This window comes from Actinoplanes sp. NPDC019969 (genome assembly GCF_055562375.1).
In genome coordinates this window covers 1-25,312 of sequence record NZ_JBVHFK010000026.1, presented here as the reverse complement: position 1 = coordinate 25,312, position 25,312 = coordinate 1, and the positions used below count along the sequence as shown (strand labels likewise).

General features: G+C 70.3%; 33 protein-coding genes. 21 read left to right on the top strand and 12 right to left on the bottom strand.

The window, feature by feature from the left end; genetic code table 11:
• Positions 1-6: 6 nt before the first annotated feature.
• Positions 7-1,221 carry a deoxyguanosinetriphosphate triphosphohydrolase gene (locus ACZ3II_RS42175; RefSeq protein WP_465526269.1) on the bottom strand — a complete coding sequence of 405 codons (1,215 nt, stop codon included), beginning with the start codon at positions 1,219-1,221 and terminating at the stop codon, positions 7-9.
• A 46-nt stretch (positions 1,222-1,267) separates the two neighbouring features.
• On the opposite strand from ACZ3II_RS42175, the gene ACZ3II_RS42170 reads away from it, so the two are divergent.
• Complete coding sequence (locus ACZ3II_RS42170) at positions 1,268-1,432, top strand: hypothetical protein (RefSeq protein WP_465526267.1); 165 nt, start codon at positions 1,268-1,270, stop codon at positions 1,430-1,432.
• 59 nt (positions 1,433-1,491) lie between these two features.
• Here ACZ3II_RS42170 and ACZ3II_RS42165 read toward each other — a convergent pair whose 3' ends face one another.
• The gene (locus tag ACZ3II_RS42165; RefSeq protein WP_465526265.1) at positions 1,492-1,851 is read right to left on the bottom strand and encodes a VOC family protein; all 360 of its coding nucleotides are present in this window, start codon (positions 1,849-1,851) and stop codon (positions 1,492-1,494) included.
• A 120-nt stretch (positions 1,852-1,971) separates the two neighbouring features.
• On the opposite strand from ACZ3II_RS42165, the gene ACZ3II_RS42160 reads away from it, so the two are divergent.
• The 9 genes from ACZ3II_RS42160 (at position 1,972) to ACZ3II_RS42120 (ending at position 10,555) form a co-directional block, all read left to right on the top strand.
• Entirely contained in the window at positions 1,972-2,478 is a 507-nt protein-coding gene (locus ACZ3II_RS42160; protein ID WP_465526263.1) for a DUF4388 domain-containing protein, read from the top strand.
• A gap of 99 nt (positions 2,479-2,577) precedes the next feature.
• The gene (locus ACZ3II_RS42155) at positions 2,578-2,958 is read left to right on the top strand and encodes a roadblock/LC7 domain-containing protein (protein ID WP_465526261.1); all 381 of its coding nucleotides are present in this window, start codon (positions 2,578-2,580) and stop codon (positions 2,956-2,958) included.
• Positions 2,959-2,994: 36 nt separating this feature from the next.
• Positions 2,995-4,041, top strand: coding sequence for a DUF4388 domain-containing protein (locus ACZ3II_RS42150; protein WP_465526259.1), 1,047 nt, complete (start codon positions 2,995-2,997; stop codon positions 4,039-4,041).
• Between the two features lie 43 nt (positions 4,042-4,084).
• Positions 4,085-4,567 carry a roadblock/LC7 domain-containing protein gene (locus tag ACZ3II_RS42145; RefSeq protein WP_465526257.1) on the top strand — a complete coding sequence of 161 codons (483 nt, stop codon included), beginning with the start codon at positions 4,085-4,087 and terminating at the stop codon, positions 4,565-4,567.
• Positions 4,568-4,623: 56 nt separating this feature from the next.
• On the top strand, positions 4,624-4,995 hold the full coding sequence (locus tag ACZ3II_RS42140) for a hypothetical protein (protein WP_465526255.1): 372 nt from the start codon (positions 4,624-4,626) through the stop codon (positions 4,993-4,995).
• A gap of 211 nt (positions 4,996-5,206) precedes the next feature.
• The gene (locus ACZ3II_RS42135; protein WP_465526253.1) at positions 5,207-6,838 is read left to right on the top strand and encodes a family 43 glycosylhydrolase; all 1,632 of its coding nucleotides are present in this window, start codon (positions 5,207-5,209) and stop codon (positions 6,836-6,838) included.
• A gap of 76 nt (positions 6,839-6,914) precedes the next feature.
• Positions 6,915-7,982, top strand: a complete 1,068-nt coding sequence (locus ACZ3II_RS42130; RefSeq protein ID WP_465526251.1) for a DUF2786 domain-containing protein — start codon at positions 6,915-6,917, stop codon at positions 7,980-7,982.
• 99 nt (positions 7,983-8,081) lie between these two features.
• The gene (locus tag ACZ3II_RS42125; RefSeq protein WP_465526249.1) at positions 8,082-9,065 is read left to right on the top strand and encodes an arabinan endo-1,5-alpha-L-arabinosidase; all 984 of its coding nucleotides are present in this window, start codon (positions 8,082-8,084) and stop codon (positions 9,063-9,065) included.
• Positions 9,065-10,555, top strand: coding sequence for a family 43 glycosylhydrolase (locus tag ACZ3II_RS42120; RefSeq protein ID WP_465526247.1), 1,491 nt, complete (start codon positions 9,065-9,067; stop codon positions 10,553-10,555). Before ACZ3II_RS42125 ends, ACZ3II_RS42120 begins: the two co-directional genes overlap by 1 nt.
• A 52-nt stretch (positions 10,556-10,607) precedes the next feature.
• On the opposite strand, the gene ACZ3II_RS42115 is transcribed toward ACZ3II_RS42120, so the two are convergent.
• From ACZ3II_RS42115 to ACZ3II_RS42105, 3 genes are read right to left on the bottom strand one after another with little or no spacing between them, the layout of a single operon-like run.
• Positions 10,608-11,294, bottom strand: a complete 687-nt coding sequence (locus ACZ3II_RS42115; RefSeq protein WP_465526245.1) for a hypothetical protein — start codon at positions 11,292-11,294, stop codon at positions 10,608-10,610.
• A gap of 43 nt (positions 11,295-11,337) precedes the next feature.
• Complete coding sequence (gene dusB, locus ACZ3II_RS42110; protein ID WP_465526243.1) at positions 11,338-12,471, bottom strand: tRNA dihydrouridine synthase DusB; 1,134 nt, start codon at positions 12,469-12,471, stop codon at positions 11,338-11,340.
• A gap of 50 nt (positions 12,472-12,521) precedes the next feature.
• Complete coding sequence (locus ACZ3II_RS42105; RefSeq protein ID WP_465526241.1) at positions 12,522-12,830, bottom strand: hypothetical protein; 309 nt, start codon at positions 12,828-12,830, stop codon at positions 12,522-12,524.
• A 139-nt stretch (positions 12,831-12,969) separates the two neighbouring features.
• Here ACZ3II_RS42105 and ACZ3II_RS42100 point away from each other — a divergent pair, with 139 nt between their 5' ends.
• Positions 12,970-13,452 (top strand): XdhC family protein, encoded by a 483-nt coding sequence (locus ACZ3II_RS42100; protein WP_465526239.1) that lies wholly within the window; start codon positions 12,970-12,972, stop codon positions 13,450-13,452.
• 10 nt (positions 13,453-13,462) lie between these two features.
• On the opposite strand, the gene ACZ3II_RS42095 is transcribed toward ACZ3II_RS42100, so the two are convergent.
• From ACZ3II_RS42095 to ACZ3II_RS42080, 4 genes are all read right to left on the bottom strand, one after another.
• Entirely contained in the window at positions 13,463-13,654 is a 192-nt protein-coding gene (locus tag ACZ3II_RS42095) for a hypothetical protein (protein WP_465526237.1), read from the bottom strand.
• Positions 13,655-13,692: 38 nt separating this feature from the next.
• On the bottom strand, positions 13,693-15,072 hold the full coding sequence (locus ACZ3II_RS42090; RefSeq protein ID WP_465526235.1) for a glycine--tRNA ligase: 1,380 nt from the start codon (positions 15,070-15,072) through the stop codon (positions 13,693-13,695).
• A gap of 68 nt (positions 15,073-15,140) precedes the next feature.
• Positions 15,141-15,632 carry a hypothetical protein gene (locus ACZ3II_RS42085; protein ID WP_465526233.1) on the bottom strand — a complete coding sequence of 164 codons (492 nt, stop codon included), beginning with the start codon at positions 15,630-15,632 and terminating at the stop codon, positions 15,141-15,143.
• Between the two features lie 16 nt (positions 15,633-15,648).
• Complete coding sequence (locus ACZ3II_RS42080; protein WP_465526231.1) at positions 15,649-15,990, bottom strand: antibiotic biosynthesis monooxygenase family protein; 342 nt, start codon at positions 15,988-15,990, stop codon at positions 15,649-15,651.
• 35 nt (positions 15,991-16,025) lie between these two features.
• Between ACZ3II_RS42080 and ACZ3II_RS42075 the strand changes: the two genes are divergently transcribed.
• From ACZ3II_RS42075 to ACZ3II_RS42045, 7 genes are read left to right on the top strand one after another with little or no spacing between them, the layout of a single operon-like run.
• A complete protein-coding gene (locus ACZ3II_RS42075; protein ID WP_465526229.1) occupies positions 16,026-16,274 on the top strand; it encodes a DUF6703 family protein in 249 nt (82 codons plus the stop codon).
• 49 nt (positions 16,275-16,323) lie between these two features.
• Positions 16,324-17,247, top strand: a complete 924-nt coding sequence (locus tag ACZ3II_RS42070; protein ID WP_465526227.1) for a metal ABC transporter substrate-binding protein — start codon at positions 16,324-16,326, stop codon at positions 17,245-17,247.
• The gene (locus ACZ3II_RS42065) at positions 17,248-18,030 is read left to right on the top strand and encodes a metal ABC transporter ATP-binding protein (protein WP_465526225.1); all 783 of its coding nucleotides are present in this window, start codon (positions 17,248-17,250) and stop codon (positions 18,028-18,030) included. It abuts the gene before it with no gap.
• Positions 18,030-18,896 (top strand): metal ABC transporter permease, encoded by an 867-nt coding sequence (locus ACZ3II_RS42060; RefSeq protein ID WP_465526223.1) that lies wholly within the window; start codon positions 18,030-18,032, stop codon positions 18,894-18,896. Before ACZ3II_RS42065 ends, ACZ3II_RS42060 begins: the two co-directional genes overlap by 1 nt.
• 30 nt (positions 18,897-18,926) lie before the next feature.
• Positions 18,927-19,229, top strand: a complete 303-nt coding sequence (locus tag ACZ3II_RS42055; protein WP_465526221.1) for an ArsR/SmtB family transcription factor — start codon at positions 18,927-18,929, stop codon at positions 19,227-19,229.
• On the top strand, positions 19,226-19,627 hold the full coding sequence (locus tag ACZ3II_RS42050) for a Fur family transcriptional regulator (RefSeq protein WP_465526219.1): 402 nt from the start codon (positions 19,226-19,228) through the stop codon (positions 19,625-19,627). The genes ACZ3II_RS42055 and ACZ3II_RS42050 overlap by 4 nt, the downstream gene beginning before the upstream one ends.
• A 16-nt stretch (positions 19,628-19,643) precedes the next feature.
• A complete protein-coding gene (locus ACZ3II_RS42045; RefSeq protein ID WP_465526217.1) occupies positions 19,644-20,252 on the top strand; it encodes a hypothetical protein in 609 nt (202 codons plus the stop codon).
• Here the strand turns inward: ACZ3II_RS42045 and ACZ3II_RS42040 are convergent.
• Together ACZ3II_RS42040 and ACZ3II_RS42035 are read right to left on the bottom strand one after the other, a co-directional pair.
• The gene (locus ACZ3II_RS42040) at positions 20,232-20,753 is read right to left on the bottom strand and encodes a DUF6328 family protein (protein ID WP_465526215.1); all 522 of its coding nucleotides are present in this window, start codon (positions 20,751-20,753) and stop codon (positions 20,232-20,234) included. The two genes, ACZ3II_RS42045 and ACZ3II_RS42040, sit on opposite strands and share 21 nt — an antisense overlap.
• 31 nt (positions 20,754-20,784) lie before the next feature.
• Positions 20,785-21,600 (bottom strand): alpha/beta fold hydrolase, encoded by an 816-nt coding sequence (locus tag ACZ3II_RS42035; protein WP_465526213.1) that lies wholly within the window; start codon positions 21,598-21,600, stop codon positions 20,785-20,787.
• Positions 21,601-21,759: 159 nt separating this feature from the next.
• Here ACZ3II_RS42035 and ACZ3II_RS42030 point away from each other — a divergent pair, with 159 nt between their 5' ends.
• The 3 genes from ACZ3II_RS42030 (at position 21,760) to ACZ3II_RS42020 (ending at position 24,998) form a co-directional block, all read left to right on the top strand.
• Positions 21,760-23,475, top strand: a complete 1,716-nt coding sequence (locus ACZ3II_RS42030) for a CehA/McbA family metallohydrolase domain-containing protein (RefSeq protein WP_465526211.1) — start codon at positions 21,760-21,762, stop codon at positions 23,473-23,475.
• Positions 23,472-23,996, top strand: a complete 525-nt coding sequence (locus ACZ3II_RS42025; protein WP_465526209.1) for a hypothetical protein — start codon at positions 23,472-23,474, stop codon at positions 23,994-23,996. The genes ACZ3II_RS42030 and ACZ3II_RS42025 overlap by 4 nt, the downstream gene beginning before the upstream one ends.
• 81 nt (positions 23,997-24,077) lie before the next feature.
• On the top strand, positions 24,078-24,998 hold the full coding sequence (locus ACZ3II_RS42020) for a methylenetetrahydrofolate reductase (RefSeq protein WP_465526207.1): 921 nt from the start codon (positions 24,078-24,080) through the stop codon (positions 24,996-24,998).
• A gap of 6 nt (positions 24,999-25,004) precedes the next feature.
• Here the strand turns inward: ACZ3II_RS42020 and ACZ3II_RS42015 are convergent, their stop codons facing one another.
• Positions 25,005-25,190 carry a hypothetical protein gene (locus tag ACZ3II_RS42015; RefSeq protein ID WP_465526205.1) on the bottom strand — a complete coding sequence of 62 codons (186 nt, stop codon included), beginning with the start codon at positions 25,188-25,190 and terminating at the stop codon, positions 25,005-25,007.
• Between the last annotated feature and the right edge of the window lie 122 nt (positions 25,191-25,312).

Below are 25,312 nucleotides of genomic sequence, written 5' to 3'. Positions count from 1 at the left end.
CGCGCCTCAGCCGCGTGTCCCGACGACCGCGCGGTGCCAGGCCACGGCGGTGTGGTCGGTGAGCGAGGCGACCTGGTCGATCACCACCCGCAGGCGTGCCGCGTCGTCCCCGGCGGCCGTGTGCAGCGGCCGGAAGAGCGGATCCAACCTCTCCGGGGTACGGGTGAGCGCCCGCACCAGCTCGGTCAGGATCGTCCGCTGCTGCTCGTACCAGTCCTCGGCCGCCCGGGACCGCATCACGTACCGGTAGGCCATCCCCTTGAGCAGCGCGCACTGGTTCCGCACGGCGCGCGGCACGATCAGGTCGGCGTCGTAACGGCGCAGTGGCGCGGTGCCGTGCCGGCCCTGGGTGGCGCCGACGGCGGAGGCGACGAACCGGCCGGTGAGCACGCTCGTCATCCGTTTGAGGGCGGTCAGCGCGGTGTACCCGCCGTCGTAACCGGCGACCGCGGCGACGGCCGGGTCGGCAAGCAGCTGGTCGAGGGCGTGCCCCAGTTCGCCCGGGGTCTCGCCGGAATAGGTGGCGGCGACGTCGGCGCAGAGCGCGGCCCGCTCGTCCGGGTCGGCGAGCAGCGTCCGCAGGTCGATGTAACCGCCGTGGATCCCGTCCTCGACGTCGTGGACGGAGTAGGCGACGTCGTCGGCCCAGTCCATCACCTGTGCCTCCAGGCAGCGCCGCTCGTCGTCGCGCCCGTCGCGCAGCCAGTCGAACACCGGCCGGTCGTCGGCGTAGACGCCGAACTTGCGATGGCCGGGTCTGCGGAACCACGGGTACTTGGCGCAGGCGTCGAGGGTGGCCCGGGTCAGGTTGAGGCCGGCGCCGGGGACCTTGGCCTCCAGCCGGGTGATCACCCGCAGGGTCTGGGCGTTGCCCTCGAAACCGCCGCACGGCCCGGCGACGGCGTCCAGCGCGGATTCGCCGTTGTGCCCGAACGGCGGGTGGCCGAGGTCGTGCGCGAGGCCCGCCACGTCGACCACGTCGGGGTCGCAGCCGAGGCGGGCGCCCATCTCCCGGGAGATCTGCGCGACCTCGAGGGAGTGGGTGAGCCGGGTCCTCAGGAAGTCGTCGGATCCGGCGGTGTGCACCTGGGTCTTGGCGGCGAGCCGGCGGAAGGCGGCCGAGTGCAGCACCCGGGCCCGGTCCCGCTGGTACGGGGTGCGCCCGTACCCGCTGTCCTTGGCGGGCTCGGCTACCCATCTCCGGGCGTCGGCGGCCGTCATGATCCCCACCCTAAGGCGTTTGTCCAGGTTGCCGGTGGGTCAAACCGTGGAGTCCGTCTCGCTCACGATCGTGGGCCGGCTGGTGGTCCTGGGCGCGGCCGCGCAGATCAGCGGCACGGTCTCGCACATCACCTCGTCGAGCGCGTCCACCGCCGAGGGCGCCAACACCACCCGGCACTCGGCACCGCCTCCGACGAGATCCGGACTCTGATCGGCCGGTTCCGGTACTGACTTCCGGTGTGTGTAGTTCGGCCGCTATACGCGCCCGAACTACACACGCGGTCGGGCACTCAACACGCAGAACTCGTTGCCCTCGGGGTCGGCGAGGACGACCCAGGGGACGTCGTCGGTCTGGCCGATGTCGACGTGCCGGGCGCCCATGCCGACCAGGCGTTCCACCTCGGCCTGCTGGTCGTCCGGGCGCAGGTCGATGTGCAGTCGGTTCTTGCCCCGCTTGACGTCGGTGCTGACGCCGAACAGCAGGCCGGGCAGCTCGTCGGGGGTGCGCCGGATCTCCACCTCGTCGGCGGACTCGTCGACGACGACGTAGCCCAGCGCCTCGGCCCACCAGCGGCCCAGCCGGGCCGGGTCCTGCGCGTCCACCACGACCTGTTCCCACCGACTGGGCACGAGTCCTCCCGAAATAGACATATAGCGATCATGTTACGCGATCCGGCCGGGTGAACCGGACATCACAGCGCACCTGCCGTGCGACGACGGCCCTCGATGACGGGTTCAGGATGACGACCCGTGATTCCAGGTTCACCGGCGACCGCATCGATGCGGCGCCTGCTCACCGAACTGGGCGAGTCGGGACGGACCGGCGCCCTGCACGTCGGCGGCACCCCGGGCGGGGTGCTCTATCTGATCGCCGGCCGGATCGCGTACGCCGAATCACCGGCCTGCCCGGGGATCGGCGAGCGTCTGGTGGCCTCCGGGCGGCTCGCCCCGCAGACCTGGCGGATGGCCTGCCAGGAGGGCCGGGGCAGCCACCGGGTCGGCCGGGTGCTGCTGCGGGACGGCTGGCTCGGGCAGAACGAGCTGGCGCTGCGGGTGGTGGCGGTGATCGCCGACGCCACCCACGTGCTGTTGCAGCAGGCCGACGCGCCGGCCCGGTTCGTGCCGGGCGAACGGCACTGGCTCGGTGAGGTGGCCGGTGTGGACCTGGGCGCGCTGGGCCATTACACCGCGGCACGGCTGCGGGCGGTGCCACGCCCGCGGCGCGCCGGGGCCCGGGTCGCCGCGACTGGACCATGACGCACAAAGGGTGCGACCCGTCAGCGCCCGGTAACCGGAGGATGGCCCACGGTGGCGGCGGGAAGCGCCCGACCGCCGACCGTAGCGCTGAGGAGTGAAGTGCCCGGCGTCGACCACTGCCTACAGGAGGCGATGACGATCCCCGGCGCCGTCGGGGCCAGCATCGTCGACTACACCACGGGTTTCCCGGTCGCCACGACCGGGGCCGCCCCGAACTCCGACCACGAGGCCGCGGCCGCCGGCACGGCCGAGGTGGTCCAGGCCGCGAACAGCCGTTCACTGTTCGTCTCCGCCGTTCCGCACGACCTGCTCGAAGACCTGATCATCACCACCGCCGGGGGTTACCACCTTCTCCGGATGGTCCAGACCGAGTTCGACAGCCGCCTGGTCCTCTACGTGTGGCTGGACCGGGTCCGCGGCAACCTCGCCGTGGCCCGCCGGCAGATGCAGCGCCTGGCCGACGAACTGGTCGCGCGATGAGAGACGCCCGATCCACTGACCAAGAAGGAGCGTTCGGTGGGCCCGACCAGGACGTTGGCGCCCGGAGACCTGCTCGCGCGGGTCGCCGGGGCGCGGCAGACCGGAGCGCTGGTGGTCAAGGGCCATCCCGGCGGCGCGGTCTACGTTCTCGAGGGCCGGGTGCTCTACGCCGAGTCACCGGCCGCGCCGGGGGTGGGCGAGTTGCTCACCTCGTCGGGGCGGCTCGCCGGGCGGACCTGGCAGACCGCGCTCGACCTGGGCACCTCGACCGCCCGGGTGGGCCGGCTGCTGGTGGAGCAGGGCCATCTCACCCAGGGCGAGCTGGAATTGTGCGTGCTCGGGGCGACCTACGACGCGGCGTACTTCGTGCTCTCCGACGATGCGGCGCCCGCCGAGTTCCTGGCCGGGGCGATGCACTGGCTGGGGCCGGTGGTGCACATCGACGCGGCGGCGGTCACCCGCGAGGTGGGCCGGCGGATCCAGCTGCTCGACGAGGTGTTCCCGAACCCGCGGATCGACGTGGCGCCGGTCATCCCGGTGACCCGGCCGCCCCGGGAACGGGTCACCGTCACCGCGCCGCAGTGGGAGCTCCTGGTCCACGCGGACGGTCAGCGCACCCCCGCCGACCTGGCCCAACTGCTGGGGCGGGCGGGGTACGCGATCATCCAGGAGCTGCGCCGGATGGCCGCGGCGGGACTGATCGAGCCGCCGGAGACGAAGGCGCCGGAGGGTCCGGACCTGATCCGGCTGCCGCATCCCCGGGGCGCGTCGGTTCCGGTGAGCCGGGCCGCGCCGTCGAGTCCCGTACCCGCGAGTCCCGTACCGGTGATCTCGGGTCCGGAGCCGGCGGCCCGCAACCCGCCGCCCGGCGGCGAACCAGCGCCCCCACCGCCTCCCCCACCGCCTCCCCCGCCGCCAGCCGGCGACAGCACCGCGGGAACGAACCGGCCACCGCGCCTGGCCCGCCGAAAACCCGGGGCGAAGCTGCCCAAGGAGTTCGCGGGCGAGAGCCCGCCGGCGCATCAGGGCGCCGATGAGGTCCTGCTCAAGCGCATACGCACCGCATTGAGGGCACTGCGGTGACGCGCGCGCCACCGACCAGCCGAAGGAGCGAGAAGAAGTGACGGTGGATCCGGCGGTACTCGACGAGCTCGCTCGCCTGCGCAGCAGAGTGCCGGAGCTGGCCGGCAGTGTGCTGGCCACCGCTGACGGGCTGGTCGTGGCGCACGACTCGCACGGCATCGAGCCGGACACCCTGGCCGCGCTGGCTGCGGCCCACCTGGCGCTGGCCCGCCGATTCGCGCACGCGGTCAATCACGGCGACCTGCGCGAGTCGGTGGTGGAGTGCGACGGCGGATACATCACGTCGTACACCGCGGGGCCGAACGCGCTGCTCACCGTGGTCACCTCAGGCGACGCGAACCTCGCCATGGTGCATCTGGAAGCGCGGCGGTGCGTACGCCGCCTGATCCGGATCATGGCCCTGGAGACCGCGCCGCAACTGCGCCCGGAGATCCCCACGCAAACCGGCCCGATGACTCCGCTGGCCCGGCGGACCCCGATGGCCACCCTGCCGAACGTCGCCCGGCGCCGTCAGGCGGCCGGCTGACCGGCAGGTCAGACCCGCAATCAAACACCATCCCACCACAACGGAGGAACGATCCCATGCCCGACATGGACACCGCACTCAAGGAAATCATGGACATCGACGGCTGCATCGGCGTCGCGCTCGTGGACCACACCAGTGGCATGGCCCTGGGCACCGTCGGCGGCGGCAAGGACCTGGACCTGACGGTCGCCGCGGCCGGCAACACCGACGTGGTCCGGGCCAAGCTGCGGGCGATGGAGATGCTGAACCTGTCCGAGAAGATCGAGGACATCCTGATCACCCTGGACACGCAGTACCACATGATCCGGCCACTCACGAGCCGGTCCGGCAAGGGCCTGTTCCTGTACGTGGCGCTGCGCCGGGATCGGGCCAACCTGGCGATGTCACGGCACCAGCTCCGGCGTATCGAGAACGATCTCGACGTCTAGGCCCGAGGCGTGATCGCCACCCCTGGCGGCGGGGAGGGCCCGCACCGCCCTCCCCGCCCTCGCCGGTAGATGCCCCGGAGACCGAACCGTAATCAAGGTTTCCGGGACGTTACCTCTTGCCGACGGATTCACGCGCATGCATCCTGTCTTTGCAGCGCTGCAAAGACATCGCGCCTCTTCAAGACGCTGCGCATCCGTCTGTGAGGATCATGTGAATCTATTCAAGGCCTGTCTTGCCGCGCTCCTTCTGATCGCCGCCCCGGCCGTCCCGGCTCACGCGGCGAAACCCGTGCCGAGCAACCCGGACCCGGTGGCCCACGACCCCACGCTGATCAAGCAGGGCCGCTACTACTACGAGATCATCACCGGCGACAGCGCCACCCGGACGTACCTGCCGATCCGGCGGTCCACCGACCTGGTCCACTGGACCTACGTCGACACCGTCTTCGACACCGCGCCGGCCTGGATCACCGCCGAGCTGGGCGTCACCCCGGACGACTTCTGGGCGCCGGACATCAACTACTTCGACGGCGAGTACCACCTGTACTACGCGGCCTCGTCGTTCGGCACCAACAACTCGGTGATCGGCCTGGCCACCACCCGGAGCCTGGAGAGGCCGCAGTGGGTGGACCGGGGCCTGGTGCTGCGCACGACCAGCGGCGTGGACAACGTCAACGCGATCGACCCGGACGTCAGCTTCGACCGGGCCGGCAACGCGTACCTGTCGTACGGCTCGTTCTGGGACGGCCTGCGGATGCGCAAGCTGGACGTGACGACCGGCCTGCCCTCCACCACGGACACAGAAGAGCACCGGATCGCCTCGCGGAACGGCATGGCGATCGAGGGCCCGTCGGTGACCTGGCACAACGGCTGGTACTACCTGTTCGTCAGCTTCGACTTCTGCTGCCGGGGCGTGAACAGCGACTACCGGGTGATGGCCGGCCGGTCCCGGAGCATCACCGGGCCGTACGTGGACTCCGACGGCGTCGCGCTCACCGACGGCGGCGGCACCCCGATCCTGTCCGGCTACAACGACTTCGCCGGGCCCGGCCACGGTGACGTCTACGGCGACCTGTTCGCGCACCACTACTACGACAAGGCGGACGCGGGCGCCCCGAAGGGCTCGATCCGCCGGATCAGCTGGGTGAACGGCTGGCCGCGGCTGTCCGATCCGCTCAGCGGCAACCGCGGGTACGGCCACGGCCCCGCCTACGTCCAGCTGACGCACCGCGACAGCGACGCCGTCCTGGCGAATGCGAGCTGCGGCTACGAGGGCGCGGCCGTCACCCTGGCCGCTCCGGAGGAGAACGACCCGTGCCGGCAGTGGCAGCTGATCGACCGCGGCGACGGCAAGGTCAGCCTGACCAACCGGCAGAGCAACAAGGTCGCCGAGGTGGCCGCCTGCATCGACGCCGACGGCGCGACCGTGGCCCAGTGGGGCTGGCTCGCCAACGACTGCCAGCGGTTCCAGCTCACCCGCGCGTCCGCGGGCTGGTCCCGGATCGTCAACCCGCTCGCCGGCCGGGCCCTGCAGCCCGCCGCCTGCGGTGGCGCCGGCTCCGCCGTGCAGACCTTCGCCGTGGAGGAAACGGCCGGCGACTGCCAGGAGTTCCGGATCCAGCCGGTCGGCGAGGTGCTGCTGACCGACCTGGCGAACACCAGGCTGATCGGCAAACGCTGGCGGTTCACCCACACCACCAGTGGCTGGTACCGGATCACCGACTCGGCCTCGCGCCGGTCGCTGGACGGCACCTACTGGCGGATCGAGGCGCTGCCCACCGGCGGGTACCGGCTGGTGGGCCTGAACGGGCAGACCCGGGAGGTCCTGCTGCACACTCCGTGACGGTCCGGTCGCTCGGCAGTCACGGCGCCGGGGTCCTGGCCGGGAACCAGGACCCCGGCAACTACCATCTGCTGTCATGACGGCCCGCGAGATCGTCGACCGCGTCCGGGCCGGGGAACTCGACCACGAGACCGCGCTCGACCTGCTGACCGGCGCGCCCGCCGCCGAGGTGGACGACGCCCTCGACACTGCCCTGACCGGCCAGTTCGACCGATTGTTCCGTAACGGATGGCAGCCGCTCGAGCTGCACCGGGCGGTGGCCCGCAAGGGCAACCCGATCCAGGCCCGGCTGGTCGCGGACGGCGCGAGAGCGTTCCTGCGCGGCAAGGACCCGGTGGACGCCAGATGGCGCGACCAGATCCCGAAATATGCCGACAAACGGCAGGACCGGATCACTCTTCTCGACGCTTCTCTCGGACTGTTGTCCGATCTGCGCCAACTGCCGGCCATCGAGATCCTGATCCCGCCGCCGGGCACCCCGCTCACCACCGTCCCGCACCACGGTGACCAGCGCATCCTCGGCCGGGTCCGGGCACTGCTGGCGAAGGCGGAGGCCACCGACTTCCCGGCCGAGGCGGAGAGTTACAGCGCCAAGGCGCAGGAGCTGATCACCCGCTACCGGATCGAGATGGTCGCCGCGCCGGACGTGGACGTGACACCGTTCGCGCGGCGGCTCGGCGTGGACCACCCGTACGAGACCGAGAAGGCCGGGCTGCTGGACGCGGTGGCGCGGGCCAACACCTGCCGTACGGTCTGGTCGCCGGACCTGGGGTTCAGCACGATCTTCGGGTTCGACACCGACATCGACGCGGTCGAACTCATGTACACGTCGCTGCTGGTCCAGGCGAACCGGGCGATGGTCCGGGACGAGAAGAACGTCCGCAAAGCCCGCCTGAAGGCGTTCCGCCGGTCGTTCCTGGTCTCCTACGGGGTGCGGATCGGCGAACGGCTGCACGAGACGGTGGAGCGGGAGATGGCCGGGCACGGCGACCTGCTGCCGGTGCTGCGCAGCCGCGAGATCAAGGTGCACGAGGAGATGGAACGGGTCTTCCCGCGTACGGTCCGGACCCGTGGCCGCCGGGTGGACAGCCTGGAGGGCTGGGAGTCCGGCCGGGCCGCCGCCGACGAGGCCGAATTGCGCTGATTTCGGTTATCGCCGGGGTGACATCGCATCTACGGGGCAACCTTTCCGGCCCCGCCGGACACCTACCGATCGATTCCCCCATCGAAAGGCGATCCCCCGATGCGATCCCGCCTGCGCAAGTTCCTCCTCGCCGGAGTGACCGGCATGCTGGCCGTGAGCGCCAGTGTCTACGGCTTGACCAGGGCTGATGCCGCGACGTACCCGAATCCTGGCGTCGTGACCGGCGCCACGTTCGCGCACGACCCGACCATGGTGAAGAAGCCCACGGGCGGTTACATCATGGCGTACACGTCGCCCGGCATCGGCCTGACCACGTCGGCCGACCGGACGAAGTTCACCGCCGCGGGCAAGGCCTTCCCCAACGGCACGCCGTGGGCCGACGCCTACACCGCCAGTGACAAGAACCTGTGGGCGCCGGACATCTCGTACCAGGGCGGCAAGTACCTGATGTACTACTCCGCCTCGACGTTCGGCTCCAGCAGGTCGGCGATCTTCCTGGCCGGCAGCACGACCGGCGCGGCCGGCACCTGGAGCAACTACGGCAAGATCATCGAGAGCACCGCGACCAGCGGTTACAACGCGATCGACCCGAACCTGACGGTCACCCCGTCCGGCGAGTGGTACCTCAGCTTCGGGTCCTTCTGGAGCGGCATCAAGATGGTCAAGCTGAACCCGTCGACCGGCAAGCGTGCCGACAGCACGATCCACCACATCGCCGAGCGGTTCGTGAACAGCAAGTCGGTCGAGGCGCCGCACATCTACTACCGCAACGGCTACTACTACCTGTTCACGGCGTTCGACCTCTGCTGCAAGGGCGCGTCCAGCACGTACCGGACCATGGTGTCCCGGTCGACCAGCATCACCGGGCCGTACAAGGACCGGGCCGGCACGCTGGCCACGGCAGGTGGCGGCACCGAGATCCTGGCCTCGCACGGCGCGGTGCACGGCCCCGGCCACCCGGCGGTGTTCAAGGACGGCGACCAGGACGTGCTGGTCTACCACTACTACACCGCCGCCGGTGACGCGAAGCTCGGGATCAACCTGCTGAGCTGGAGCTCCTCCGGCTGGCCGGCGGTCCACTGATGCGGATCCGTCCCCTGCGCGCCGCGCTCGTCACGCTCCTGATGACGGCAGCGGCCTACGTCACCGTCGCGTTCAACCCGCTGAGCAGCGACGCCGCCGTCGGGTTCACCAACCCGGTCGCGGCCGCGCCGTACGCCGCCGACCCGTGGGTCGGTTTCGACAACGGCTACTACTACCTGGCCGCGACGACCTGGAACAACACGATCGTCGTCAAGAAGGCCAAGTCGGTCGCGGCGCTGCCCGGCGCGACCGAGACCGTCGTGCACACCGGCACGGCCGCCGCGAGCTGCTGCAACGTGTGGGCGCCGGAACTGCACAAGCTCTCCGGGCCGAACGGCACCCGCTGGTACCTCTACTACACCGCCGGCACCACCGCGTGCTGCGACGGGCAGCGGTCGTTCGTGCTGGAGAGCGCCGGCACCGACCCGGCCGGCCCGTACACCTTCAAGGGCCAGCTCAACGTGCAGGCGAACAACGGCTGGGCGATCGACGGCAGCGTCGCGACGATCGGCGGGAAGAACTACTTCCTGTACTCGTCATGGGTCGGTGACCTGCAGAGCCTGTTCATCGCGCCGATGAGCAACCCGTGGACGGTGTCGGCGTACGGGACACGGATCTCGTACCCGACGTACGACTGGGAGAAGGTCGGCACCAAGGTCAACGAGGCGCCGTACGTCCTCCAGCGAGGCGGGAAGACGTTCCTGACCTTCTCGGCCAGCTCCTGCAACACGCCGGACTACAAGCTGGGCATGCTGACACTGACCGGCAGCAACCCCCTGGCCGCGGCCTCCTGGACCAAGAAGTCCACGCCGATCTTCCAGCGGTCCGATGCCAACAGCGTCTTCGGACCGGGCCACCACTCGTTCTTCACGTCGCCGGACGGCACCGAGACGTGGCTGGCGTACCACGCCAACGAGACCACGGCCCAGGGCTGCGGCGCGACCCGGACGACCCGGCTCAAGAAGGTCACCTTCAACAGCGACGGAACACCCAATCTGGGTACGCCGGACAAGCTCGCCACCACCCTGACGGCCCCGTCCGGCGACCCCGGCGGTGGCGTCTCGTACCCGGTGGCCGGCACGAAGTACCGCCTGATCAACAAGGCCACCGGCAAGGTCCTCGACGCGAAGGACTGCGGCACCGCCAACGGCACCGCGATCCGGCAGTGGTCGCCACTCGGCAACGCCTGCCAGCAATGGACGTTCACCAGGACGACCAGCAACTACTACCGGATCACCAACGCCAACAGCGGCACCGTCCTGGACTCGGTGAACTGCGGCGCCACCAACGGCGCCGCCGTCGACCTGTGGGCCTCTCTCGGCAACACCTGCCAGGAGTGGAGCCTGACCCCGGTCAACGGCGGGTACCTGATCGCCAACCGGGCGAACGGCCTGGTCCTCGACGTGGCGAACTGCGCCGCCACCGACGGCGCCGCGGTCCGCCAGTGGGCCGCGCTGGGCAACACCTGCCAGCAGTGGACCCTGGCCTAGCAACTTCCGGTGTGTGGAGTTCGGCCGCTATACGCGCCCGAACTTCACACACTCACCAGCTGCCGCTGTCGCTGCCGCCGTTGTCACCGCCACCGTCGTACCCACCGCTGTCGTAGTAGACGCCGGCCGGGATGTAGTCGGACGACCGCGGGTCGCGACCGTAGTCGGCGCTGTAGTCGTTTCCGCCGCCGCTCTTCTTCTTCGACGGCAGCCGGCCGCCGCGGGCGACCAGGGCGTCCCGGAAGTCCGTCTCCCCCTCGTTGCGCTCGGCCAGTGTCTGCAACTGCGGCACCGCGGCGGTGCGCACCAGCTCGGCCCGGAGCCCGGCCAGCTCACCCTCCCGGCCCTGCCGCTCGAGCAGCCTGACCAGCGGTTTCCAGGCATCGCCACTGCCGGCGTCCAAGGCCTGCCGCAACGCCTGCTCGGCCTGCTCCGGGCGCTTGAGGGCCATCCGTTCCGCCAACTGGGCGTGCCGCCACCACTGGTGCGGGTGCCGGGCGAGCTCGTACCGGTCGGCCAGGTCACTGTCGTACGGCGGGATCCACTCCATGTCACGGATCCACGCGCAGACGCCGAAGGCCGCCGCCACGCCGCCGGCGACACCCCACACGGTCGACTCGAAATGCCACCGCACCAGAAGACCCGCGGCGGCGAACGACACCACGGCCGCCGTCACCCACATGAACCAGACCATCACCACGGCGGGCCACACCCGGACCCCCGCCACCTCGCCTCGCATGGCGGTGATAGTGCCTGATCAGGTCAAACGCCGGTGACCCGGGTCAGCCGCCGGAGTCCTCGGTCTCCGCGCCCTCCGGGACGGTGTCGTCGTCGCGGCTGTCCAGCCAGCCGTGCGGCAGGGACACCTTGCCCGGCGCGTTGACCCGGCCCCGGGGCTGGCCCAGCGCGTCGGCCGGGAACGGCACCGACGGGTCCAGCTTGGCCAGCAGATCGTCCAGCTCGGCCAGCGAGGAGATCATCGCCAGACTGCGGCGCAGATCACCGCCGACCGGGAAGCCCTTCAGGTACCACGCGACGTGCTTGCGGAAGTCGGCACAGCCGTGCTTCTCGTCCTCCAGGGCCTCGACCAGCAGCTGCGCGTGCCGGGCCAGGATCTTCGCCACCTCGCCGAGGGTGGGCAGCACCGGCTGATAGTCCGTGCCCTGGGTGAACGCGGCCTCCAGGTCGGCGAACAGCCACGGGCGGCCGAGGCAGCCCCGGCCGACCACCACGCCGTCACAGTTGGTGTGCGCGACCATCCGCAGGGCGTCGGAGCCCTCCCAGATGTCGCCGTTGCCGAGAACCGGCACGTCCAGGGCCTGTTTCAGGGTCGCGATGGCGTCCCAGTCGGCCTTGCCGGAATAGCGCTGCTCAGCGGTCCGGGCGTGCAGGGCGACCCAGGCCACACCGGCTTCCTGGGCGGCGAGACCGGCTTCCACGTACGTCAGATGGTCGTCGTCGATGCCCTTGCGCATCTTGATCGTGACCGGGATGCCGAACGGTTTCGCCGCCGCCACCGCCTGGCTGACGATCCGGCCGAAGAGCCGGCGCCGCCACGGCAGGGCCGAACCGCCGCCGCGCCGGGTCACCTTCGGCACCGGGCAGCCGAAGTTCAGGTCGATGTGATCGGCCAGGTTGTCCTCGCCGATCATCCGCACCGCGGCGGCCGTCACGTCCGGGTCCACCCCGTAGAGCTGGAGGCTGCGGTAACCCTCGTCCTCGGCGAACGTGATCATCTTGAGCGTCTTGGGAATCCGCTCCACCAGCGCCCGCGTGGTGATCATCTCGCAGACGTAGACCCCGCCGCCCTGCTCCCGGCAGAGCCGCCGGAACGCCACGTTGGTGATCCCGGCCATGGGCGCGAGCACGACGGGCGGCTTGACGACGTGGTCGCCGAGGATGAGCGGTGCTGTCACGCGCTCTAGGGTGACACGCCCACCCCGGCAACCTCGAATCGCCCGCTTCGTCAGTTCGGGCTTTCCTTGCTGATCAACGCGTCCAGCATCTCGACGATCCGCTCGACACCGCCCTTGACCACAGCAAGCTCGCCCTCCAACCGGTCGAACCGCCCGGAGTGGCCCTCGAGGATCGCGGTGTGCTTCGCGAGGGTCGCGGTGTGCTCGGACTGGGTCTCCGCAATGGCCTGAATGAGGTCGTGCTGGACTCGAAGCTTTTCAGAGAGGTCGGATAAATCCCGGTCCTGACTCGCGCGGAGCCTTTCCTGCTCATCCATACGCTTCTCCAAGTCGCTCACGCGCTTTTCCAAGGTGGGCATCCGTGCCTCCGGGTGAAGGGTAGTCGCTCGACGAGCCGCCGTTGAGCTTTTCGACGCGCATGACTATAGGCGTTGAGCTAGTTCGTAAGCGACACCTGAACGGGTGCACGTTGGATGACCTTCTGGCAGAGTCGTGGAGGTGAGTGATGAGCTGAGCCCGCGGCGGCTGATCGCCGTGTTCGAGTCGCCGGTGTCGGAGATGCTGTTCCGGTTCGGGGTGGAGCTGGGCTTCCAGACCGTCCTGGTGGAGCCCGATCCGACCCGGATCGCGGGGACGCCCCGGCCACACGGCGACACCTTCGTCGGCGACCTGTCAGCGGCAGCGGCGGACGAGCACACCGACATCCTGCTGACGGATCATCACCGGGCGGAGATCGGGCCGGTCCTGCGCGAGGCGCTGGGCGGCAAGTCCCGGTGGATCGGGATCCTGGGAAATCCGAAGGTGGAGGGGCCGCACGTGGCGGCGCTGCGCGACCTGGACGTGCCCGACGGCGAGATCGCGCGGGTGCACCGGCCGGTCGGGTTGAACATCGGTAGCCGTACACCCGCAGAGATCGCCGTGGCGGTGCTCGCCGGACTGATCGCCGACCGCAACCACCGCCCCGGCGGTTTCGAGTTCTGAGCCGGAAGGTTCAGTGTGTCTGGCGCATCCGGCGCACGGCGAGGGCGACGATCACGAGGCCCGCGGCGAGCCACAGCGCGACGAGCCAGTGGAACTCGCCCATGAGGATCATCGTGGTGACGCCGAAGATCAGAAGGGCGACCGCGCCGACCGCGATCAGAGCCGCCAGCGGCTGGGAGGGGCGCGTGAGGATGGGAGGCATGGCCGGAGCCATGCCCCCCATTCACATCGGTGAAACCGTCAGCAGCCGGGCAGACGCTTGATCAGGTAGTCCTCGATGTTGTCGAGGGAGACCCGCTCCTGCTTCATGGTGTCGCGGTCGCGCACCGTCACCGCGTTGTCGGTGAGGGTGTCGAAGTCGACCGTGACGCAGAACGGGGTGCCGATCTCGTCCTGCCGGCGGTAGCGACGGCCGATGGCCTGCGAGTCGTCGAACTCGACCACCCAGCGCTTGCGCAGCAGCGCCGACAGCTCCTTGGCCTTCGGCGACAGCTCCGGGTTGCGCGACAGCGGCAGCACCGCGACCTTGACCGGGGCGAGCCGGGGGTCGAAGCGCATGACGGTGCGCTTGTCGACGCCACCCTTGGTGTTCGGGGCCTCGTCCTCGTCGTACGCCTCGAGCAGGAACGCCAGGACCGCGCGGGTCAGGCCGGCCGCCGGCTCGATGACGTACGGCACCCAGCGCTCGCCCTTCTCCTGGTCGAAGAAGGAGAGTTCGACGCCGGAGTGCTTGGAGTGCGTCGACAGGTCGAAGTCGGTGCGGTTGGCGATGCCCTCGAGCTCGGCGAACTCGGTGCCGCCGAACTGGAAGCGGTACTCGATGTCGACGGTCCGCTTCGAGTAGTGCGAGAGCTTCTCCTTCGGGTGCTCGAAGAAGCGCAGGTTGCTCTCGGACAGGCCCAGGTCGCGGTACCAGTCCCAGCGCTGCTGGAGCCAGTACTCGTGCCATTCCTCGTCGGAGCCGGGCGCGACGAAGAACTCCATCTCCATCTGCTCGAACTCACGCGTACGGAAGATGAAGTTGCCCGGGGTGATCTCGTTGCGGAAGCTCTTGCCGATCTGGGCGATGCCGAACGGCGGCTTCTTGCGGGCCGCGGTGGCCACGTTGTTGTAGTTGACGAAGATGCCCTGCGCGGTCTCCGGCCGGAGGTAGTGCAGGCCGTCGGCGCTCTCGGTCGGGCCGAGGTAGGTCTTCATCAGGCCGTTGAACATCTTCGGCTCGGTGAAGGTGCCCTTGTTGCCACAGTTCGGGCAGTTCAGCTCCTGCAGGGACGCCGGGAGCTTGCCGTGCTTGGCCTCGTACGCCTCCTCCAGGTGGTCGGCCCGGAAGCGCTTGTGGCAGGACTGGCACTCGGTCAGCGGGTCGACGAAGGCGTCGAGGTGACCGGAGGCGGCCCACACGTCCTTGGAGAGGATGACCGCCGAGTCCAGGCCGACGATGTCGTCGCGCTGCTGGACCATGGTCTTCCACCACTGACGGCGGACGTTCTCCTTCAGCTCCACGCCGAGCGGACCGTAGTCCCAGGCCGAGCGGGTGCCTCCGTAGATCTCGCTGGAGGGGAAGACGAAGCCCCGGCGCTTGGCCAGGCTGACGACGCTGTCGATACGGTCGGCAGGCATGTGCGGTTTCCTCCTACGCCGGCTGGGTGTCGGCGGGGAAATCTCGAGTGAATGGACGGAGAGTGAGGTTACTCTTCGAGTTCGCAGACCTCGAACTCACCCGTCTGCGTGTTCTGCCCGAGCAGGGCGTCGGCCGGCACCGTGTCGCCGCCGGCATAGACCAGGTCGACCGGCAGGACGATCTGGATGCCCATGCTGAGTTCCCCGAGCCGGTACGACCGGAGCGGCTCGGACGCGGCCATCCGCGCCACGTAGTCGGCTTTCGTCTCGCTGTCCCGCGCGTCCTGGCAGAGTTGGTCGTAGGCGCCGCCGAAGTCGCGTTCCCGCAGGTCGTCGAGGTAACGGCCGACGACGACCTGGGCCTGCTCCTCCATCGCGCTGCTGAAGGCGGTGAAGAAGCCACCGGCCGCGACCGCGCCGGCGCCACACACCAGCACCAGGACCACCGCGACGATGCCGAGGGTGGTCCCGGTCCGCTTGCCGCGCCCCTCGACCGGGGGTGCCGGGAACGGCGGGTGCACACCCGGGCCCGGCGGCGGTGGAGGCGGAGGAAGACTCATGTATTCAGCCTAGTTGTCAGCGCCAGGGTTCGGTCGCCCGGTCGCTGGCGGTGATCACCACGTCCGCGCCGGGCTCGGCGGACGCCAGGGTCTCGAAGGCCGACGGCTCGTCCAGCGAACGGGCCAGCAGCGGGGTGGCGTGCACCTTGACGTCGAAGGATCCGAGCGCCCGGCGGTAGGCTCCGACGGACTCCCACTCGGTGACGAGGGTCCAGCCGGCCGGGTCCTCCAGGGCGCGGGCGAGCCGGCCGGAGCGGTACCCGGAGGTGCGCGCCAGGGCGGCGAGCGCGGCGTGCGCCTGCTCCCGGAAGGCGTCCTGCGTTTCCGGGGGGACGGTGAAGCGGTTGAGCACCAGCATGTGACCGAGGGTACGCACACACGACAGGAGTGGATGTGACGCGCTCGATGCTGCACCGCCTGGCCCGGGTGAGCCCGACCGTGGCGTTCGCCGGGACCCTGGCCGCGCTGCTGGCCGGCCTCTTCCTGCCCGGGATCGTCGGCGGGCTGCTGCTGTTCGTGCTGGCCGGCGGCCTGGCCACGCTGACCTTCACCACCTGGCCGGTGCAGACCGGCATCACCCGGACGGTACGCCTGGCGCTGCTGACCCTGCTGGTGGCGGCGGCGGTGGCGAAGACACTGTGAATGCATGCGGCTTTGACAATCATTGTCATTATCGACCACAGTTGGTGGCATGATGCGCCGCCTGTTGCCCGCCCTGCTCCTGACGACCGCCACCGCCCTCGCCGGCTGCGGGGGGTCGGCCAGCGCCGACGACCGGCTCTCCGTCGTCACCGCGTTCTATCCGCTGCAGTTCGTCAGCGAGCGCATCGGCGGCGACGCGGTGACCGTCTCCACCCTGACCAAGCCGGGCGCCGAGCCGCACGACGTGGAGCTGACCGCCGGCCAGGTGGGTGAGGTCGCCGACGCCGGCCTGATCGTCTACCTCGCCGGTTTCCAGCCCGCGGTGGACGACGCGGTCAAGCAGAACGGCGGCGACCGGGCCTTCGACGCCTCCTCCACGGTCAAGCTGATCGAGGCCGGCGAGGCCGACGCGCACGCCGAGGAGCACGCCGGCGAGGGTGAGAAGGGCGAGGAGCACGCCACCGACCCGCACGTCTGGCTCGACCCGGACCGCCTCGCCACCATCGGCGACAAGCTGGCCGAGCGCCTCGGCAAGGCCGACCCGGAGCACGCGGCCGACTTCACCGCCCGGGCCGCCGCGCTGCGCACCGAGCTGACCACCCTGGACGGCGAGTTCAAGACCGGCCTGGCCGGCTGCCTCCGGCGCGAGCTGGTGACCAGCCACACCGCCTTCGGGTACCTGGCCGACCGCTACGAGCTGACCCAGATCGGCATCACCGGCATCGACCCGGAGACCGAGCCGTCGCCGCAGCGGCTCGCCGCGGTCGCCGCCGAGGCCAAGGAGCACAAGACCACCACGATCTTCTTCGAGACGCTGGTCAGCCCGAAGGTGGCCGAGACGATCGCCCGGGAGATCGGCGCGCAGACCGCGGTGCTGGACCCGATCGAAGGCCTGGCCGACGGCTCGGCAGACTACTTCTCGGTGATGCGCGCCAACCTTGCCGCGCTCAAGCTGGGGCTGGAGTGTAAATAAATGAGTGTTGTCGAGGTCTCGCATCTCGCGGCCGGCTATGACGGCCGCGAGATCCTCCGGGACGTGTCGCTGTCCGTCACGGCAGGCGATGTCGTTGCGGTCCTCGGCGCCAACGGCTCCGGAAAATCGACGTTGATCCGTACGATCCTCGGCCTCGTCCCGTCCCGCCGCGGCGAGATCCGGCTGTTCGGGACGCCGCAGAAGCGGTTCCGGCAGTGGGCCCGGATCGGTTACGTGCCGCAGCGGCTGGGCGCCGGCAGCGGCGTCCCGGCCACCGTCGGTGAGGTCGTCGCGTCGGGCCGCCTGGCCCGGCGCGGCATCTTCCGTTTCCCCGGCGCCGCGGACAAGGCCGCCGTGCGGGAGGCGCTCACCGCGGTCGGGCTGCTGGACCGGATCGGCGACCCGGTCGCGACCCTCTCCGGCGGCCAGCAGCAGCGCACCCTGATCGCCCGGGCGCTGGCCGGCCGGCCGGACCTGCTGGTGCTGGACGAGCCGAACGCGGGCGTGGACGCGGCCAGCCAGGAGGCGTTCGCCGCGGCGCTGGCCCGGTTCGCCGGTGACGGCGGGACGATCCTGGTGGTCCTGCACGAGCTGGGGCCGCTGCGGCAGCTGATCGGGCGGGCCGTGGTGGTGCACGACGGGCGGATCGCGCACGAGGGGACTCCCCCGGAACCGGCCGGCCACCACGCCGAGCCGGACCACGAGCACCTGCACCCGCACGCCGAAGAGGTCCAGGCCGGCATCTGCGAGTGGGCACCGACCGAACAGACGAAGGCGTACTGATGGAACTGCTCTCACTGCCGTTCATGCAGCGCGCCCTGGCCGCCGCCCTGATCATCGGGCTGGCCGCCCCGGCGCTCGGCATCTACCTGGTGCAGCGCCGCCTCTCGCTGATCGGCGACGGCATCGGTCACGTCGCGCTCACCGGCGTCGGCCTGGGGCTGCTCACCGGCAACTCGCCGGTCTTCTCCGCGGTGCTGGTGGCGACGGTCGGCGCGGTCGGGGTGGAGCTGATCCGCGAGCGTGGCCGTACCTCCGGGGATCTGGCCCTGGCCATGCTCTTCTACGGCGGGATCGCCGGTGGCGTGCTGCTGGTCGGCCTCTCCGAGGACAGCGGCAGCAACAGCCTCATGCAGTACCTCTTCGGCTCGCTGCTCACCACCTCGCCGTCCGACCTGATGGTGATCGGCGGCCTGGGCGCCGCCGTGCTGATCGCCATGCTGGTGTTCCGCCCGGCCCTGTTCGCCCTCTGCAACGACGAGGAGTACGCCCGGGTCAGCGGCCTGCCGGTCCGGACCCTCAACATCCTGCTCGCGGTGACCACCGCGGTGACCGTGACGATCGCCATGCGTACCGTCGGCCTGCTGCTCGTCTCGGCTCTGATGGTCGTCCCGGTCGCCGCCGCCCAGCAGGTCACCCGCGGTTTCGTCAGCACGATGCTCGCCGCCATGGCGATCGGGCTGGGCGCGGCCGGCGCCGGTGTGCTGGTCTCGGCCGAGGCGGACACCGCGCCCGGCGCCACCACGGTCCTGCTCGCCCTGGCCGTCTTCGTGGTGACCGCGGTGGCCGGCTCGGTGCGCCACCGGCTGCGCCGGTCCAAGGCCCATCCGGTGGCCTCCGAGCCACCGGATGTCGTCCTGCATGCCTGACCGCGGGCGCCCTGTACCGTTGTCGCCACGATGACGACGACCACCGGTTACGAAGCGTACGAATCGGCGGGGGCGCTGCTGCGTGCGCTCTCCGCTCCGATCCGTGTCGCCATCGTGGTCGAGCTGGCCGTGGGCGAGCGCTGTGTGCACGATCTCGTGGAGAAACTCGGCGCCCCGCAGCCGCTGGTGTCCCAGCATCTGCGTGTGCTGCGCGGGGCCGGTGTGGTCCGGGGTGTGCGGCGCGGCCGGGAGATCGCATACTCCCTGGTGGACGAACACGTCGCCCACATCGTCGCGGACGCCGTGAGCCATGCCAGGGAGAGCCGACAATGAACGCCGAGACCCCGATCCGCAACACCAAGCAGCGCAGCGCGGTCAGTGCCGTCCTGGCCGAGACCGAGGGCTTCCACAGCGCTCAGGACCTGCACGCGATGCTGCGTGACCGGGGCGAGCGGGTGGGCCTGACCACGGTCTACCGCACGCTGCAGGGGCTGGCCGACGCCGGGGAGATCGACGTCATGCGGCCGCCGGGCGGCGAGCACCTCTACCGCCGGTGCAGCCAGGGTCACCACCATCACCTGGTGTGCCGCTCGTGCGGGCGGACCGTCGAGGTGGCCGGTCCCGCCGTCGAGTCGTGGGCGGACAAGGTGGCCGGGCAGCACGGGTTCGTCGACATCTCGCACACCATGGAGATCTTCGGCACGTGCCCGGAGTGCGCCGCGAAACGCTGAATGCGACAGTTCGGGGGTGAAGTTCTACGCCGACCGCGTCCCCGTCGCCCTGCGTCAGCTGATCACCGACATCCTCGTCGTCATCTGGGTCTACCTGTGGCTGCGGGTCGCCTTCTGGATCCGGGACATCGTGGAGAAGCTCGCCGTCCCGGGCGAGAAACTGGAGAGCGCCGGCAGCGGCATCGCCGCCAACCTGGCCGACGCCGGGGGCAAGGTCGGTGACGTCCCGCTCGTCGGTGACGAGCTGACCAAGCCGTTCACCGGGGCCGCCGACGCGGCCCGGTCGATCGCCGACGCCGGACGGCAGCAGCAGGAGTTCGTCGACCAGCTGGCGCTGATCCTGCCCGCGGTCGCGGTGGCGGTGCCGCTGGCCCTGGTGCTGTTCCTCTGGCTGCCGTGGCGGGTGCTCTGGATCCGCCGGGCCGGGGTCGCGTCCACTGTTCGCGACACCCCGGCCGGGCAGGATCTGCTGGCGCTGCGGGCGCTGACCTCCCAGCCGCTGACCAGGCTGGCCAAGCTGGGACCGGACATCGCCCAGAGCTGGCGGGCGGGCGACGCCGCCGCGGTCGCCGCCCTCGCGGAACTGGAGCTGAAGCAGCTGGGGCTACGAGGCCGGCGCCGCTGAATCGTCCTCGTTGTCGTCGTCGTCGCCCCACTCGCGGTGCGCGAACGGCAGGATGGCCCAGAAGGTGAGGAACCAGCCGCCGGCCAGCACGGTCAGCGGGATCGCCCACTTCCAGTCCAGCAGGTAGTCGGTGATCAGCAGGACGCTGCTGGTCATCGCGATCAGCATGAACGCCAGACCGCCGGTGGCCATCTTGTGGGCGTACTTCACCAGCTCCGGTTTCCGGCCCTGACGGAACAGCGCGCGGTGGAACGCCACCGGTGAGATGATCATCGCGGTGGCGAAGGCCGCGCTGATCAGGGCGACGATGTAGACGTCCTTCTGGAACTGGCTGGCGGCCGGGAAACCGCTGCTGAACGGGAGGGTGAGAAGGAACGCGAAGAGGATCTGCACACCGGTCTGAGCAACACGCAGCTCCTGGAGCAGGTCCGCGAAGTTACGGTCCCAGCGCTGCTTCTCGGTCTCCTGGGATTTACCGGGGGTTTGCGTATCGACGGCCATGGTGCGCGTCCGTTCCCCCGTACGCCGAAAATCAAACCCCGATCCGTGCCAGCACCGCGTCGGCCAGCTCGCGCGGCGCCTGCTCGGGGATCCAGTGGCTCACCCCGCGCATCGCGACCAGCTGGTAGTCGGCCTGCACCCAGTCCCGGGTGCGCAGCGCCGCGGTCAGCCCGACAACCCCGTCCTTGTCGCTCCACACGTACGTGGTGGGCACGTCGACCACGCCGAGGCCGGAGATCTGCTCGGCGGTGAACGCGCGGTACCAGTTGAGGCCGCCGGTGAGCCGGCCCGGTTCGCGCATCGCCGCGACGTACTGCTCGGCGCGCATGCCGATCGGCCGCAGCATCAGCCGCAGCGCCAGGGCGTGCTGGGCGAGCAGGAGTTTCTCCGCGTGCCGGTTCCGGAACACGCCGAAGTAGGCGAGCCGGGCCTGCTGGCTGGGCCGGACCCGCAGCGCCAGCAGCAGCGCGCGCGGATGCGGCACGGAGATCGCGGTGAGGGTCCGCACCCGGGCCGGATGCCGCGCGGCCAGCTGCCAGCCCACCTGGGCGCCCCAGTCGTGGCCGACCACGTGCGCCTTCTCGATGCCGAGACTGTCCAGGACGGCGAGGGCGTCGGCGGTCACCGAGCCCATGGTGTACGCCGAGACGTCGGTGGGACGGGCGCCGGGCGAGCATCCGCGCTGGTCCATCGCGTAGGTCCGCAGACCGGCCGCGTGCAGGCGGGGCAGGATCAGGTCGAACTCGCGGTGGTCCTGCGGGAAGCCGTGCAGCAGCAGCACCGGCGCCCCGTCGGCCGGCCCGCTCTCGTGCACGTCGAAGACCAGTCCCCGCGCCTTGACCTCCATCTGCGCAACCTCCCCGCGCCGGTGACACAACCGGGTACCCCGCCATCGAAACACATCCCGCGGGAGTTGGCCGGACAGCCACCGGAACCAGCCGGTTGTTCGCCGGTCGGCCACGAGATCGACAACGGGTGTTGTCCTGTTCGGACGAGGGTGTCGGCCATGGGTCACGGCCACGATCATTCACACGACCACGCGCACGAGACGGTCCCCGCGGGCGACCTCCCGGAGGCGCTCGATCTCTCCGTACCGGCCGCCGAGCTGTCGCCGTCCGACGCGTCCCGCCGCCGTTTCCTGCTCGGCGCGGGCCTGCTCGGCGCGGGCGCGGCCGCCTCCGTGCTGGCCCAGCCGGACGCCGCCGAGGCCGCCGGGCTGCCGCACACCCACGGCCCGCAGGGCGGCGGGACCGCGAAGGGCGGGTTCCGCTGGCTCGCCGGCGACCACCACATCCACACCCAGTACAGCTCGGACGCCCAGTACCGGGTGATCGACCAGGCCCGGCACGGGCACGCGTACGGGCTGGACTGGCTGGTCATCACCGACCACGGCAGCGCCACCCACGCCAAGATCGGCGTCGACAAGGTCAACCCGGACATCGTGAAGACCCGGGCCGCGCTGCCGGAGCTGCTGACGTTCCAGGGCCTGGAGTGGAACATCCCGGCCGCCGAGCACGCCACCGTCTTCGTGCACCCGGGCCGGAACGAGGTCGAGGTCCTCAAGCAGTTCGAGACCGCGTACGACGGCTCGCTGCTCCCGGCGGCCAACACCGCCGCCCAGAACGAGGCGATGGCGATCGCCGGCATCCGGTTCCTCGGTGAGCAGGTCCGCCGCCGCAAGATCGACGGCGCGCTGTTCTTCGCCAACCACCCGGCCCGGCGCGGCATCGACTCCCCGCACGAGATCCGCAACTGGCGCGACGCCGACCCCACCGTCGCCGTCGGGTTCGAGGGCGCGCCCGGCCACCAGGCCGCAGGCATCCCGGCTCCGAACGGCAGGGGCGGCGCCCGCGGCTACTACGACAACAACCCGTCGGCGGCGTCGTTCGCGCAGTACCCCCTGGAGAGCTACCGCACCTGGGGCGGCTTCGACTGGATGACCGCGACCGTCGGCGGCCTCTGGGACAGCCTGCTCGCCGAGGGCAAGGCCTGGTGGATCACCGTCAACTCGGACAGCCACGTCAACTACCTGGACCAGACCGAACGCGGGCCGGGCAGCGACTTCAACGCCAACGGCAAGTACGACGACCCGGTGTACAACGGCTCGATCAACACCCAGGCCGGTGACTTCTGGCCGGGCTACTACGGCCGGACCAACGTGGGCTCGACGTCGTTCTCGTACAAGGCGGTCATGGACGGGCTGCGGGCCGGGCGGGTGTGGGTCGACCACGGCCGGCTGATCAAGGCTCTGGACGCCCGGGTACGGGTCACCGGCGACCGTCACTGGTCGACCGGCACCCCACTCGGCGGTGTCCTCCGGGTCAAGCGCGGAACCTCCACCGAGCTGGTCCTCGACATCGACCTGCAGGACCTGCCGAACTGGGCCGGTTTCGTCCCGTCGCTCAAGCGGGTCGACCTGATCGTCGGCACCGTCACCGGGCCGGTCGCCGACAAGGACGTCTTCACCACCCCGAACACCCGGGTGGTCACGTCGTTCGAGATCGCGGCGAAGAACGGCAAGGTGTCGCTCAGTCACTCGCTCGGGCGCCTCGACAAGCCGTTCTACCTGCGGCTGCGCGGCACCGACGGCAACCGTACCCAGCCGGGGCTGCTCGGCACGGCGGTCGACCCGTACGGCCCGCAGCTCGACGTGGCCGGTGCCGCCGACCCGTGGGGCGACCTGTGGTTCTACACCAACCCGATCTGGGTCCTGCCCCGATGACAGCGTTCCCCTCGAACGTCGCGCCGGCCGCCTCGGCGGCCGGCGCCGCCCGGATCGTCGGCGTCAGCCTCGGGCACGCCACCCTCGCCGAGGCCGACCACTGGATCCAGGCGCTGCGGCCGGCGCCGGTGCTCGCCTGCACCCACCTGGTCAGTGAGCCGTTCCCGCACGTCGCGGTCAGTCTGCTCACCGCCCGGGACTTCCCCACCGCGCCGGAACTGGCCGCGGCGGCGACCGCGGCGGCGGCGGGACGAGCCGGGCGGGCGGTACGGTTCCCCGGCGTGGAACGGCTCACCGGATCACTGACCGTCAGCGAGATCCTGCAGCGCAGCTCGATCGGCCGGATCGAGGTGCTGGGCAGCGGCCCGGCCGCACCGGACGTCGTCGTCGACACCGGGGACTTCGTCCGCCCTCAGTTCCGCGCCGGTGAGCTGGTGCTGGTCACGACACCGGCGGCGGGCGGGCGGCTGATCCCGTTCGAGAGCCGCAACCCGACCCCGTGCTGCGCCGACCATCCGTGACCCGTACCGCGGAAAGCTCGCAGTGCGGGACACGCCGCCCGCGGTGACCACCGCGAACTCGCTTTTACCTACGGTGTTCGCATGTCTCGTCACTCCTTGCCACAACTTCTGGCGGAAGCGCGCAGCGGCGTGCTGGTCTTCAGCATCACGCCGCCGAAGCGCCACAACACCGAGGAGCGGATCAAGGAGATCGCCGAGGTCACCCTGGACCGGCTCACCGCGCTCGACCTCGACGGCCTGATCCTCTACGACATCGACGACGAATCGGACCGCAACCCGGACAACCGGCCGTTCCCTTTCCTGCCGACGCTGGATCCGGGGAGCTATTACGCCGAGCACCTGACCGGCTGGCGGCAGCCGGTGATCATCTACCGGTGTGTCGGGAAGTATCCGGAGCAGGAGCTGCGTGAGTGGATGGCCGGTGCCGGGCCCGGCGTGCTCACCGTCCTCGTCGGCCCTTCCTCGGGCGGCAAGGACGTGCGGACCAGCCTGCGCCGCGCCCAGGAGCTGCGCGCCGAGGTGCGCCCGGACCTGCCGCTGGGCGCTGTCGCGATCAGCGAGCGCACCGACGAGCACCTGCGGATGCTGGCCAAGCAGGAGCGGGGCGCGTCGTTCTTCGTCACGCAGGTCGTCTATCACGTCAACGAGACGAAGAACCTGCTCAGCGACTATTTCTACGAGTGCCGCGCCCGTGGGACCGACCCGCGTACGGTGATCTTCACGCTGTCGCTGTGCGGTTCACTCAAGACTCTCGAACTCGTCCGCTGGCTCGGCGTGGACGTGCCCCGCTGGCTGGAGAACTCGATCCGGCACGCCACCGACCCACTGGCCGAGTCCTACCGGCAGTGCGTGGCGATGGCCCGCGACCTGATGGACTTCTGCGAACACCTGGGCCTCCCCTACGGCTTCAACATCGAGAGCGTCTCCATCCGCAAAGCCGAGATCGAGGCCAGCATCGACCTGGCCGCCGAAGTCACCGAAATGCTCCGCTACCGTCGCTGACCCCACTCACCCCGTTTCAGGATGGCTCTGGCTCTCCTGAGCCATCTCCTTCTCGCGCGCTTTCAGGCGGAGGTAGAGACCGGAGAGTTCAGCCAATGCCGCGGACACGGTCTCCTGAACTCCAGTGGTACCCAACAACTCCGCAGCCTCCGCCAGAGCAGCCTCGTCAATCTCCACCAAGCGCTTGACCATCGAGATCACCATCCGCAGAGTCAGCCACCGGTCACGTCCACGGAAGTGGTGTATGAACCGGACTTCCGGGACAAAGAGGCGGCCACCGCAGATCCTTCGGATTGTCTAGATCACGAAGGGGA

Excerpts from the sequence above, each read along its gene's own strand:
- ACZ3II_RS42175 (WP_465526269.1), bottom strand. The coding sequence starts at position 1,221 with ATGACGGCCGCCGACGCCCGGAGATGGGTAGCCGAGCCCGCCAAGGAC.
- ACZ3II_RS42140 (WP_465526255.1), top strand. The coding sequence starts at position 4,624 with ATGCCCGACATGGACACCGCACTCAAGGAAATCATGGACATCGACGGC.
- ACZ3II_RS42130 (WP_465526251.1), top strand. The coding sequence starts at position 6,915 with ATGACGGCCCGCGAGATCGTCGACCGCGTCCGGGCCGGGGAACTCGAC.
- ACZ3II_RS42125 (WP_465526249.1), top strand. The coding sequence starts at position 8,082 with ATGCGATCCCGCCTGCGCAAGTTCCTCCTCGCCGGAGTGACCGGCATG.
- ACZ3II_RS42120 (WP_465526247.1), top strand. The coding sequence starts at position 9,065 with ATGCGGATCCGTCCCCTGCGCGCCGCGCTCGTCACGCTCCTGATGACG.
- ACZ3II_RS42115 (WP_465526245.1), bottom strand. The coding sequence starts at position 11,294 with ATGCGAGGCGAGGTGGCGGGGGTCCGGGTGTGGCCCGCCGTGGTGATG.
- ACZ3II_RS42105 (WP_465526241.1), bottom strand. The coding sequence starts at position 12,830 with ATGCCCACCTTGGAAAAGCGCGTGAGCGACTTGGAGAAGCGTATGGAT.
- ACZ3II_RS42095 (WP_465526237.1), bottom strand. The coding sequence starts at position 13,654 with ATGCCTCCCATCCTCACGCGCCCCTCCCAGCCGCTGGCGGCTCTGATC.
- ACZ3II_RS42090 (WP_465526235.1), bottom strand. The coding sequence starts at position 15,072 with ATGCCTGCCGACCGTATCGACAGCGTCGTCAGCCTGGCCAAGCGCCGG.
- ACZ3II_RS42085 (WP_465526233.1), bottom strand. The coding sequence starts at position 15,632 with ATGAGTCTTCCTCCGCCTCCACCGCCGCCGGGCCCGGGTGTGCACCCG.
- ACZ3II_RS42080 (WP_465526231.1), bottom strand. The coding sequence starts at position 15,990 with ATGCTGGTGCTCAACCGCTTCACCGTCCCCCCGGAAACGCAGGACGCC.
- ACZ3II_RS42070 (WP_465526227.1), top strand. The coding sequence starts at position 16,324 with ATGATGCGCCGCCTGTTGCCCGCCCTGCTCCTGACGACCGCCACCGCC.
- ACZ3II_RS42065 (WP_465526225.1), top strand. The coding sequence starts at position 17,248 with ATGAGTGTTGTCGAGGTCTCGCATCTCGCGGCCGGCTATGACGGCCGC.
- ACZ3II_RS42060 (WP_465526223.1), top strand. The coding sequence starts at position 18,030 with ATGGAACTGCTCTCACTGCCGTTCATGCAGCGCGCCCTGGCCGCCGCC.
- ACZ3II_RS42055 (WP_465526221.1), top strand. The coding sequence starts at position 18,927 with ATGACGACGACCACCGGTTACGAAGCGTACGAATCGGCGGGGGCGCTG.
- ACZ3II_RS42050 (WP_465526219.1), top strand. The coding sequence starts at position 19,226 with ATGAACGCCGAGACCCCGATCCGCAACACCAAGCAGCGCAGCGCGGTC.
- ACZ3II_RS42040 (WP_465526215.1), bottom strand. The coding sequence starts at position 20,753 with ATGGCCGTCGATACGCAAACCCCCGGTAAATCCCAGGAGACCGAGAAG.
- ACZ3II_RS42035 (WP_465526213.1), bottom strand. The coding sequence starts at position 21,600 with ATGGAGGTCAAGGCGCGGGGACTGGTCTTCGACGTGCACGAGAGCGGG.
- ACZ3II_RS42030 (WP_465526211.1), top strand. The coding sequence starts at position 21,760 with ATGGGTCACGGCCACGATCATTCACACGACCACGCGCACGAGACGGTC.
- ACZ3II_RS42025 (WP_465526209.1), top strand. The coding sequence starts at position 23,472 with ATGACAGCGTTCCCCTCGAACGTCGCGCCGGCCGCCTCGGCGGCCGGC.
- ACZ3II_RS42020 (WP_465526207.1), top strand. The coding sequence starts at position 24,078 with ATGTCTCGTCACTCCTTGCCACAACTTCTGGCGGAAGCGCGCAGCGGC.
- ACZ3II_RS42015 (WP_465526205.1), bottom strand. The coding sequence starts at position 25,190 with ATGGTCAAGCGCTTGGTGGAGATTGACGAGGCTGCTCTGGCGGAGGCT.